At 60.1% G+C, this 10,558-nt stretch carries 8 protein-coding genes; 1 reads left to right on the top strand and 7 read right to left on the bottom strand.

Annotated features, from left to right (window positions below; all coding sequences use genetic code 11):
• Positions 1 to 44: 44 nt before the first annotated feature.
• Positions 45 to 992 (bottom strand): 3-hydroxyacyl-CoA dehydrogenase family protein, encoded by a 948-nt coding sequence (locus tag H9Q75_RS10650; protein ID WP_243200796.1) that lies wholly within the window; start codon positions 990 to 992, stop codon positions 45 to 47.
• A 134-nt stretch (positions 993 to 1,126) separates the two neighbouring features.
• On the opposite strand from H9Q75_RS10650, the gene H9Q75_RS10645 reads away from it, so the two are divergent.
• The gene (locus H9Q75_RS10645; protein ID WP_186566907.1) at positions 1,127 to 2,632 is read left to right on the top strand and encodes a sigma-54 interaction domain-containing protein; all 1,506 of its coding nucleotides are present in this window, start codon (positions 1,127 to 1,129) and stop codon (positions 2,630 to 2,632) included.
• Positions 2,633 to 2,637: 5 nt separating this feature from the next.
• Here the strand turns inward: H9Q75_RS10645 and H9Q75_RS10640 are convergent, their stop codons facing one another.
• From H9Q75_RS10640 to xdhA, 6 genes are all read right to left on the bottom strand, one after another.
• Positions 2,638 to 3,858, bottom strand: a complete 1,221-nt coding sequence (locus H9Q75_RS10640) for a thiolase family protein (RefSeq protein WP_186566905.1) — start codon at positions 3,856 to 3,858, stop codon at positions 2,638 to 2,640.
• Between the two features lie 91 nt (positions 3,859 to 3,949).
• Positions 3,950 to 5,326 (bottom strand): TIGR00366 family protein, encoded by a 1,377-nt coding sequence (locus tag H9Q75_RS10635; protein ID WP_186566903.1) that lies wholly within the window; start codon positions 5,324 to 5,326, stop codon positions 3,950 to 3,952.
• Positions 5,327 to 5,380: 54 nt separating this feature from the next.
• The gene (locus H9Q75_RS10630; protein WP_341480938.1) at positions 5,381 to 6,232 is read right to left on the bottom strand and encodes a beta-keto acid cleavage family enzyme; all 852 of its coding nucleotides are present in this window, start codon (positions 6,230 to 6,232) and stop codon (positions 5,381 to 5,383) included.
• A gap of 618 nt (positions 6,233 to 6,850) precedes the next feature.
• A complete protein-coding gene (xdhC, locus tag H9Q75_RS10625) occupies positions 6,851 to 7,348 on the bottom strand; it encodes a xanthine dehydrogenase subunit XdhC (protein ID WP_186566901.1) in 498 nt (165 codons plus the stop codon).
• Positions 7,345 to 8,226, bottom strand: a complete 882-nt coding sequence (gene xdhB / locus H9Q75_RS10620; RefSeq protein WP_186566899.1) for a xanthine dehydrogenase subunit XdhB — start codon at positions 8,224 to 8,226, stop codon at positions 7,345 to 7,347. The genes xdhC and xdhB overlap by 4 nt, the downstream gene beginning before the upstream one ends.
• The gene (gene xdhA / locus H9Q75_RS10615; RefSeq protein ID WP_186566898.1) at positions 8,226 to 10,529 is read right to left on the bottom strand and encodes a xanthine dehydrogenase subunit XdhA; all 2,304 of its coding nucleotides are present in this window, start codon (positions 10,527 to 10,529) and stop codon (positions 8,226 to 8,228) included. The genes xdhB and xdhA overlap by 1 nt, the downstream gene beginning before the upstream one ends.
• Positions 10,530 to 10,558 lie beyond the last annotated feature (29 nt).

Genomic DNA, 10,558 nt, shown 5'->3' with positions numbered 1-10,558 from the left:
GATTTTTCATCCCTTCAAACGTAAATTAGATCTCCGGAGTATGCTTACAGCCGGTCCAGAGCCTTAGCCACCTTGATGAGCTGAATGTTTAGGTCCCTGACCTCTTCATCCATTTCCTTCTGGGTGCGGTCCACGAAGCCGTGCCCGCCGGTCTTGAAGCCCAGGTGTCCCTCCTGGATATGCTTCATCAGCAGGGGCTGCGCCTCATGGGTATCCTCGATGTAGGGGAAGAGGTAGGAGTGGATGTTATAGGTCAGGTCCAGGCCGCCCATGTCCATAACCTCAAAGGGGGCGGAAATACCTACACGCATGCCGAAGCCGTACTTAATCGCCTCATCCACGTCCCGGGGGTCGGCGATGCCGTTCTCCACAATGGAAATGGCCTCTCGGAACAGGGCGTGCTGCAGGCGGTTGGCCAGAAAGCCGGGCACATCTTTTTTCACCAGCACGGGGTGCTTGCCGCCGTCGTTGAGGATCTGGAACGTCTTGTCCACGGTGGCGTCGGAAACCTCCTTGGTGCGGATAACCTCCACCAGCGGGATGAGGTAGGGGGGGTTCCAGTAGTGGGTGCCGATGATGCGCTCCTTATGCTGGCACTTGGAGGCGATCTCGGTGATGCTGATGGCCGAAGTGTTGGAGGCCAGAACGGTATTCTCCCCGCAGATAGCGTCCAGCCGGCAGAAATAATCCTGTTTGACCTCCAACTTCTCAATGACGCACTCAAAGACGATATCGGCGTCAGCCACGGCGTTGAGGTCCTCGCTGTAGGACACCCGGGACATAATGGCGCCGATGTCGGAGGGGGCGACCACATCATATTCAGCCAGGAAGTTGAGGCTCTCCTCCATCCGCTTGGCAGAGTCGTTGCGCTCCTTGTCGTTGCCCACATAAATCACCGTGACGGAGTATCCCTTGGTGGCAAACAGCTGGGCGATGCCCACCCCCATCTTGCCGCCGCCAATGACGCCGATTTTCCAATTACTCATCATCATAACCGCCTTTCCTTCGCCTCTTTTTGAGGAGGCAAAATTGCATTATTTGACCAAAATTTTTTCGCAAGTATAGTTGTAAAACAGTGAAAAACGTCATATAATAACTTAATATCAATGTGTGAAGGGGGAGTTTTATGGAGCATTCGCTTCGCCAGCTTCAGCGCAGAGCCAGAGAACTGCGGGAAGCGGACCGGGCCAAAAGGCTTCCCTCGGAGGTGCTGGCCCTGCTGCAGGACCTGGAAACGCTCAAAGAACCCGAGATCGACTTCAAGGAGATCGTAGACAGCATCGACGAGAGCATCTTTATCGCGGACAAGGACGGCTATGTGCTCTATGTCAATCCGTCCTATTCCAAAAATACAGATGTGCCGGAGTGCGATGTGCTGCACCGCAACGTCCGGGACATTATCGCCGACGGGGTCTTTACCGGCGGCGCTACCGTCCCGGTGCTCCAGAGCAGGAAGAAGGTCTACCGCCTATCCACCACCTACCGCTCCGACCCGCCGCGGATGGGCTACACGGTGGGTGTGCCCATTTTCGATGAGGTCGGGGACCTGAAGCAAGTGGTGGTGAGCTCCCGGCCCATCCGGACCCTGGCCCAGCTGGATGGATACTCCCAGTTCCTGTCGGAGGCCAAAAGCTACGCTGAGGACAAGGTGAAGATTATCCCCGACGCGGATTTCGGCGCCCAGCGACGCCTGCTCTGGAACTCCAGGGAGATGAAGCAGGTGCATGAGTTGATCATCCGGGCGGCCCCCACCAACGCCACCGTACTCCTTACCGGGGAGTCCGGCGTGGGCAAGGAGGTGGTAGCCGACGAGCTCTACCGGCTCAGCGACCGGGCGGACAAGGCCTTTGTCAAGGTCAACTGCGCCGCTATCCCGGCTTCCCTGCTGGAAAGTGAGCTGTTCGGCTATGAAAAGGGGGCTTTCTCCGGTGCCGACACCAAGGGGAAAAAGGGCCTTTTAGAGATTGCCAACCAGGGAACCCTGCTGCTGGACGAGATCGGCGAAATGTCCATGGACCTGCAGGCCAAGCTGCTGCGGGTCCTGCAGGACAAGCGCATCCGCCGGGTGGGCGGGACCACTGATATCCCCTTGGACATCCGTTATATTGCCGCCACCAACCGCAATTTGAAGCAGTGTGTGGCCGAGGGGACTTTCCGGCAGGACCTGTATTACAGGCTCCGAGTCATCCCGGTCAACATCCCGCCTCTGCGGGAGCGGCGAGCCGACATCGTCCCCCTGTGCCAGCACTTTATCCAGTGTAACAATGAGCGCTACCGTACCGACTGCCGGCTGACCGAGAGCCAACTGGCCCTGCTGGAGGATTACTCCTGGCCCGGCAACGTGCGGGAGCTGGAAAACGTCATGGAGTATTTCATCATCTGCCATACTGGCACTGAGAAAGCGGACGACCATATGCTCCGCAGCCTGCTGGATGCCGACACCGAGGGGAGTACTCAGCTTGGGGATACGGGTATGTACAGTGCTCTGGAAAACCTGGAAAAGCACCTAATTGAAGACGCCCTGAGCAAGTCTAGGAGCCTCCAGGAGGCCGGGCGGCTGCTCAAGGTCAGCGCCCCTACCCTCTCCCGGAAGATCAAGCAGTACAACATCAGCTATCCCCGGAGCAAATAGCTCCTTCAGCCGTTTTCCGACACATTTTCCACCAGACAGGCCATGCCTTGGCCGCCACCGATACACAGGGTGGCGATGCCATAGCGGGCCTGTCTGCGCTTCATCTCATAGATAAGGGTGGTCAGGATACGGGTGCCGCTGTTGCCCAGGGCATGGCCCAGTGCCACGGCGCCGCCGTTGACGTTGACCCGCTCGTACATAGGGGTGCCCATGCCCATGCCCAGCTCCTTTAGGCAGCCCAGGGACTGGGCTGCAAATGCCTCATTGAGCTCGAACAGGTCGATGTCCTCCAGCTTCATACCGGTCTTTTTCAGCACCTTCTCAATGGCGTAGACCGGTCCCAGCCCCATCAGTGCCGGGTCGCAGCCGGCGCTGGACATGGCCCTGATGCGCACCAGGGGCTGGATGCCCAACTCCTTAGCCTTGCGGGCGGACATTACGATCACGGCGGAGGCGCCGTCGTTCATCCCCGAGGCGTTGCCGGCGGTGACGGTGCCGCCTTCTTTCTTAAAGGCGGGCTTCAGCTTGGCCAGGGACTCCATGGTGGTGTCCGGCTTGGGGTGTTCATCGGTATCAAAGAGGAAGGACCCCTTCCGGTCCTTGACCTCAAAGGGGAGTATCTCGTCCTTGAAGCGGCCCTCCTCCATGGCCTTCTTGGCCTTGCGCTGGCTGTCCAGGGCGAAGGCGTCCTGCTCCTGACGGGTGATGTGGTATTTCTCCGCCACATTTTCGGCGGTAAGCCCCATGTTCAGTCCGGGATAGAGGGCCTTGGGCTGAACAATGGTCACGCCGTGGGCGAAGGTGTCGTAAAGGGGCTTGTCGCCGGCCCGCAGAGGGGCATACCGGGCGGAGGGGTCTAGATAATAGGTCATCCGGGACATGGTCTCCACGCCGCCGGCGCAGATGATGTCGGCCTCCCCGGACATGACCTCGCACATGGCGCTCATCACCGCCTGCATGGCAGAGGCACACTGACGGTCCACGGAATATGCGGGGACCGCCTCGGGCACGCCGGCCAGGAGCGCGGCGCAGCGGGCCACGTTGGGGGTGTAGCCGTACACGTCTCCCAGAATCACCTGATCCAGCTGGTCTGCGGAGATCCCGGAGCGTCGCACAGCTTCCTTGATAACCGCAGCGGCCAGGTCCTGTGCCTCCACTGTCTTCAGGCTGCCCAGATAGGCGCCCACTGCGGTGCGCACAGCGCTGGTAATAACAATATCTTCCATTGTATTGGTAACCTTCTTTGCTGTTTTTGCGAAGGGCTTTCCGAACCTATTCGGAAAGCCCTTCGCTTTTATAAAGAGAAGAGAGGAGCTCTTAGAATATCGCGGGGAAAATCATCAACCCGGCGCAGGTGAAGACCAGCCAGAACACACATACGAAGGCCATGAATCCCCACACGTCCTTGAGCTTGGTATTGGTCATAGCCAGAGCGGGGATGATGTACAGGGGCTGGATCAGATTGGTAACCTGGTCGCCGTAGACAAAGCCGTTGATAACCGTGACCATATTGGCATTCAGAGTCCGGGCGGCATCCAGCAGCAGGGGGCCCTGAATAATGAACTGACCGCCCTGAGAGGGGATGAACAGGTTGACCACGGCGGCGGACAGATAGGCCACCACAGGCAGGGTAGTAGCGGTGGAGATCTTGACCAGGCCAGCCACCACCATGGCAGCCAGGCCGGAGGAGGACATGATGCCGGAGATGCCTCCATAGAAGGGGAACTGGAACATAACCTCGGTGGCCAGAGGCATAGCCGCCTTGTGGGCGCCGATGAAGGAGGAGGGGCTGCTGTACAGGAAGCAGTTGCAGGTCAGGAAGAAGGTGATGATAAAGTTCAGGCTCAGGGCGCCCAGAAAGCCCTTGGTGGCGAACTCATGGACGATGACAATAATACCGCAGATGCCAATAAGCCACATGATGATGCGGCTGCCGTTCAGCTTGCCGGCGAAGGTGGAGCGGTCAATCTTCATCCACTCAGCTTCCTTTTCCATAGCGGCATCATCGGCGGCGAAGGAGATGCCGGCGGAGACTGGAGGACGGGTAAGTACGGCCAGCACCATGGTGAGGATGGCTAGCGTCAGGAACATGGCGATGTTGGCAGGATTATACACGGTCTCAGCCTGGGAGAGGGTACGGCCGAAGAACTCGAACACGTTGTTGCCCTCGGTGGCCAGTTGGCCGTAGACGGCGCAGGTGGGACTCAGAGTCTGGCCCAAGCAGGAGGTGCAGTAGCCGGCCACGATCATCATGGGGAAGTGGATACCTTTAATGCGCTTGCACATGGCTACGGCCAGCACAGTGCAGGACATGGTGCAGAAAGCCCAGTTGATAAAGGAGGCCACATAGCCCCAGACCATCAATACGCACATGGCCACGGCAGGGCTGTTAATGTAACTGGCCAGCTTGTTCATGGCAAAGGTGACCTGGCGGGAGTTTGCGGTGGCGGCGCAGACCACCACCATCAGGGACATCTGCATGGCAAAGGCCAACTGGGTCCACATACCGTCGAACCACTGCATCGCCAGCTCCACGGGGCCAGTCTTGGTAAAGATCAGGGCGGCGAGGTAAACGATGATCGTCAGGATCAGACAGAATACCATGGATTCGGGGATAATTTTGTCGGCGGCAAATTGGAACTTCTGGCTAAACCGCCAGAGGAAGTTTCCTTTTTCTTCCTTAACTCCAGACATGGAATATTCCTCCCATTATTTTTCTATGTTGCTCTCGGTGTATAAACAGTAAGGTTATTTCAGGCTGAGGATCTCCCGGGCCTCTTCAGGGGTGGCGGCCTGGCAGCCGTACTCCTCGATCACCCGCTTGGCGCGCAGGACAAACTGCTCGTTGCTGTCCGCCAGCACGCCCTTTGTATACATCACGTTATCCTCCATGCCCACGCGGATGCCGCCGCCCAGGGCCACGGCGCCGTAGAGCATCTCCAGGGCGGTGTGCCCCACGCCAAAGCAGCTCCAGGTGGAACCGGGGCACAGCTGCTCCATAGTCTCCTTCATAAAAATCAGATTCTTCATCGAGCCGGGGATGCCATTGGCGCAGCCCATACAGAACTGAAAGTGGAGGGGGGCCTTCAACACACCCTTCTTCAGATAATAGGCGGCGTTGGCGATCATACCGGGGTCAAAAGCTTCAATCTCAGGTTTGATACCGTTGTCCTGCATAATGCCGCCCAGTTTCTCCAGGAAAGCGGGGGGATTGAGGAACAGGCCGGTATTCAGCCAGTTCATGGAGCCGCAGTCATAGGAGGCCAGTTCAGGTTTGAGCTCAATGATGTGCTCATAGCGGGCCTCTTCCCGAGGGAAGCTGGCGGCGCCGGAGGTGGTCATATTGATGATGATGTCGCAGTCGGGGTGGTTGGTCCGCAGCAGTTTCATGGTCTCACGGAACTTGTTGATGTCCATGGTGCCGTTGCCCTCATCGTCCCGCATATGGAGGTGGGCCATGGCGGCGCCGGCCTTCCAGCAGGCGTACACATCCTCGGCAATCTCCGCCGGAGTCATGGGGACATTGGGATTGTCCCTCTTCTTGGGCCACGCGCCGGTGGTGGCCACGGTGATAATCCGCTTGTTCTTCAGATTGAACATAAGCATTCTCTCCTTTCCTTTGTGTGCAATCCAAGCACTGCACCTGTTGAATTGCTGTTGCAAAATTAGTGCCAATGGGAATTCCCCCATCTCTCCACCGCACAAATTTCGTATTTATTTCAATTGTTTTTATTATAAACCAAAATAAAAATCAAAAAATTCGAACAATAATTTTTGTTTTGGAAACAGCCGGCTCCTTAGTCACTACCGTTTGATTTCCTCAATTTCGTTTCAGATGTAAAACATCTCGTTTTACATCTGAAAAATTGCACAAGGCTGTCACCAGTGCCGACAAGTATCCTTACACGCAGCCCATACCATTTACACGGTAGGCCAAGCAGCCATCCGCAAGACTGCTGGATAGAGCGGTGGGCGAGACATAAAAAACTTTCCCTTGTTTTAGCCCACAAGGGCTAAAACAAGGGAAAGCAGAGTATTGTTCATTTTGAGCCTGGTAAAAGTCCAGCAATATCAAAGGAATTCAGAGGGTCAGCACATTATCCGGCCATTGATAGCCCCGCAGGCACTCCAGCGCGTCCTCCAAACTTCCGTTTTTCTCAGACTGTATGCAATACGCCTCCTCAAGCAGCAGGCTGTTCCTCTGCCTGAGGCGCTTACCTATGCATCGGTGGATTTCCCCACAAATTTGTGGGCCTCGTTGACGGCCCGCTCCACGGCGTTGAGGATGTTCTGGTAGCCCGTGCAGCGGCACAGATGGCCGGAGATGAGCTTGCGCAGCTCCTCCCGGGTGTACTGCTGGCCCGAACCCACAATCTCCACCGCGGACATGATAATGCCCGGTGTGCAGAAGCCGCACTGGACGGCGGCCTCCTCCACGAAGGCCCTCTGAATGGGGTTGAGCTCCCCGTTCTCGTTCTGAAGCCCCTCCACGGTGAGGATCGTCTTTCCCTGGGCCCAAACGGCCAGGTAGATGCACGAGTCAATGGCTGTTCCGTCCACCAGAACGGTGCAGGCGCCGCACTCCCCCACCTCGCAGCCCTTCTTTACGCTGGTGAGCCCCAGCCGCTCCCGCAGGGTGTCCGCCAGGGACTCCCGGGGATCGACGCCCACCTCAACGGGCTTGCCGTTAACGGTGCAGGACAAAATCTCCATCATATTGCCGCGCCTCCTCTTCTTGCCGCCTCGGCCAGGGCGCGGCCGGACAGCTCCTCTACCAGCTGGATGCGGAATTCCTTGGACGCCCGCCAGCTGGTGCGGGGATTCACATCCTCCAAGGCAGCCTTCCCGATGGCGGTGACCGCCTGCTCCACCGGCAGGCCGCGGACGGCGGCCTCGGCCGAGGTGGCGCGCATGGGCACCGGTCCAGCCACGCCGAAGGCCAGGGCCGCGTCCTCCACCACCTTTTTGTCCCCGCTGAGCTTTACCAGGCAGCTCACCCCCAGGGTGGCGATGTCCATGGCGCTGCGCTGGGCGTATTTGATGTAGTGGCCGGCATATCCCTCGTAGTTGTCCCGGGGAATGACGATCTTCACCAGCAGCTCATAGGGGGCCAGGTCCACCTTCCCCACCCCCTTGTACCACTGGGAAATGGGCACCTCCCGCTCTCCCCGGGGGCCACGCACCCGCAGCACCGCATCCAGGGCCATGAGGGTGGAAGCCGAGTCGGCAGAGGTGATGCCGTTGCACACGTTGCCGCCGATGGTGCCCGCGGCCCGAAGCTGGGGCCCGCCCGCCTGGTCTGTGGCCTCCCCCAGCACGGGGATGTTGCCGCGGATGATCTTGCTGAAGGTCACGCCGCGGAAGGTGGTCAGGGGCCCGATCTCAATGTCCCCGTTGGGGGCCTGGGTCACGCCGGAGAGCTCCTCCCCCAGCTCATGGATGGACACCAGCCGGCACCCGGCCAGCTTGCCCTCCCGGATCTTGATCAGCACGTCGGTGCCGCCGGCGATCACCAGGGCGGAGGGGTCCGCCTCCAGGGCCCGGATGGCGTCGGCCACGCTGACGGCCTGATAAATGGACGCAATATCGTACATCAGATCAGCCCTCCTTTTTGGAACGCCTCTACCAGGCGCTGGGGGTTCATGGGCAGCTCATTGACCGCCACGCCGGTGGCGTGGAGCACAGCGTTGCGGATGGCCGGCGCCACCGGAATGGCTGGCGGCTCCCCCAGGGCTTTGTTGCCGAAGGGGCCGGAGGGATCGTCCGTCTCCACAAAGAGGGCGGTCAGCTCCGGGTGATCCATGGCGGTGGGCAGCTTATAGTCCAGCAGGTTGCCGTTGAGGAGCCGTCCGGTCTTGGGATCCAGCTTCATCTCCTCGCTCAGGGCGTAGCCGATACCCATGCTCATGCCCCCGTGGACCTGTGCCTCGGCCAGCTTGGGGTTGATGAGCCTGCCCGAGTCGTGGACGTTGACGATGCGCAGCACCTTCACCTTGCCCACCGGAATATCCACCTCCACCTCGGCAAAGCAGCAGCCGAAGGAGAAGGTGTTGTTCTTCACATGGCTGGTGGCCTCGGCGGTGATGTGTACACTGTGCTCCAGAGAGTAGAAGGCAGTCATGGCCAGCTGGCTCAGGGGGAGCAGGGCCTCGCCGGTGTCGGCGTCCACAATGTCCCGGCCCCGCAGGTCCAGGGCCCCCGCCTCGGGGAGCATCTCCCGGGCATAGGAGAGGATGCGCCCCCGCAGCTGCTCCCCGGCCTGCTTGATGGCGTGGCCGGTGACGTAGGTCTGGCGGGAGGCGTAGGCCCCTGTGTCAAAGGGGGCCACATCGGTGTCCTGGGTGGAGACGATATGTACGTCCTCCGTGGGGATACCCACCGCCTGAGCGGCCATCTGGGAGAACACAGTGTCCCCCCCCTGGCCGATCTCGGTGGCCCCCAGCTGGAGCTGCACCGTGCCGTCCTGGTTGAGGATCAGCCGGGCGGAGGCGGTCTCCAGGGAGATGGGGTACACGCCTGTCTTGTAGGAGAACACGGCCATGCCCACACCCCGGCGCACCGGGCCGGTCTGGTCCTGATAGCGGGCCCGCAGCTCGTCCCAGCGGATGAATTCCCGCCCCTTGGCCACGCACTCGGCCAAGCCGGTGGACTGGCATGTAATGCCGTTGAAGGGGTCGACATAGCCCAGGGGCATGGCGTTCTGAAGCCGGAATTCAATGGGGTCCAGCCCCATCTCCCGGGCAATGTCCTCCATCATGCACTCCAGGGCAAAATTGGCCTGGGGGATGCCGTACCCCCGCATGGCGCCGGGGGATGGGATGTTGGTGTAGACGGTAAAGGCCTCCGAATGGTGGCCGATCCGGTCCAGATAGAGCTGCCGGAAGCCGGTGATGGCGTTGGCCACGATGGCGTTGCCGTGGGAGGCGTAGCCCCCCTGGTTGGACACCGCCCGGCAGGAGCGGGCCATGAGGAAGCCGTCCCCATCCACCGCGGCCTCCACGTCGAAGGCGATGGGGTGGCGGGAGCGGGTGTTCTGGAAGGTCTCCTCCCGGGAAATATCCAGCTTCACGCAGCGGCCCCCCACCTGAGTGGTGAGCCAGGCGTTGAGGGGCTCGTAGAGCACCTCCTGCTTGTTGCCGAAGCCGCCGCCGATATAGGGCTTGATCACCCGGATCTGCCCCCAGCCGATGCCCAGGGCCTGGCCGATGACCCGGCGGACGATATGAGGAATCTGGGTGGAGGTGACCACCGTGATGCGCCCGCCCTCCATGTAGGCGTAGGAGATGGGGTTTTCCAGGTGGCAGTGCTGCACCTGCTGAGTGGCGTAGCGCCCCTGGAAGCGGTGGTACGCCGGACAGGCCAGCACGTCCTCCACGGACTGGAAATCCGACTCCGGCATGGGGGTGCGCAGGTCCATGTGGGCCAGGATGTTGTCCGGGTGCTCGGTATGGATAGGCTCCGTCCCGGGGGCCATGGCCGCCTCCGGCGTGAGCACCGGCGGATATTCCTCATACTCCACCCGGATCCGCTCCAGCGCCCGCTGGGCTGTGATGGGGTCCTCCGCCACAACGGCGGCGATGTCGTCCCCATAGATGCGCACCCGCCGGTTGAGCAGCTTGCGGTCGCACACGTCCTGATGGGCCTTTTCCACCGACCAGGGGTGGCCGGGGGTGGGGTACTGGATATCCGGCACGTCAAAGCAGGTGAGCACCTTTACCACGCCGGGCATCGCCTGGGCCGCGGACGTGTCTATGCGCTTTACCCAGCCGTTTGCAATGGTGCTGTGCAGAATCTTTGCGCTCAGCATGGGGCCATCTCGAATATCATCGGTGTATTTTGCCCGGCCGGTCACCTTGTCCACGGCGTCCACCCGGAACAGCTCTCTGCCGACTTCCATATAGACACACCTCCCTATACCCACAGTAT

Origin of the sequence: Lawsonibacter celer (assembly GCF_014281125.1) — a bacterium.
GTDB lineage: Bacteria > Bacillota > Clostridia > Oscillospirales > Oscillospiraceae > Lawsonibacter_B > Lawsonibacter_B celer.
The sequence above is the reverse complement of the archived record's forward strand: the minus strand, read 5'-3'. Positions and strand labels throughout refer to the sequence as shown.

Excerpts from the sequence above, each read along its gene's own strand:
- H9Q75_RS10645 (WP_186566907.1), top strand. The coding sequence starts at position 1,127 with ATGGAGCATTCGCTTCGCCAGCTTCAGCGCAGAGCCAGAGAACTGCGG.
- xdhB (WP_186566899.1), bottom strand. The coding sequence starts at position 8,226 with ATGTACGATATTGCGTCCATTTATCAGGCCGTCAGCGTGGCCGACGCC.
- xdhC (WP_186566901.1), bottom strand. The coding sequence starts at position 7,348 with ATGATGGAGATTTTGTCCTGCACCGTTAACGGCAAGCCCGTTGAGGTG.
- H9Q75_RS10630 (WP_341480938.1), bottom strand. The coding sequence starts at position 6,232 with ATGTTCAATCTGAAGAACAAGCGGATTATCACCGTGGCCACCACCGGC.
- H9Q75_RS10640 (WP_186566905.1), bottom strand. The coding sequence starts at position 3,858 with ATGGAAGATATTGTTATTACCAGCGCTGTGCGCACCGCAGTGGGCGCC.
- xdhA (WP_186566898.1), bottom strand. The coding sequence starts at position 10,529 with ATGGAAGTCGGCAGAGAGCTGTTCCGGGTGGACGCCGTGGACAAGGTG.
- H9Q75_RS10650 (WP_243200796.1), bottom strand. The coding sequence starts at position 992 with ATGATGATGAGTAATTGGAAAATCGGCGTCATTGGCGGCGGCAAGATG.
- H9Q75_RS10635 (WP_186566903.1), bottom strand. The coding sequence starts at position 5,326 with ATGTCTGGAGTTAAGGAAGAAAAAGGAAACTTCCTCTGGCGGTTTAGC.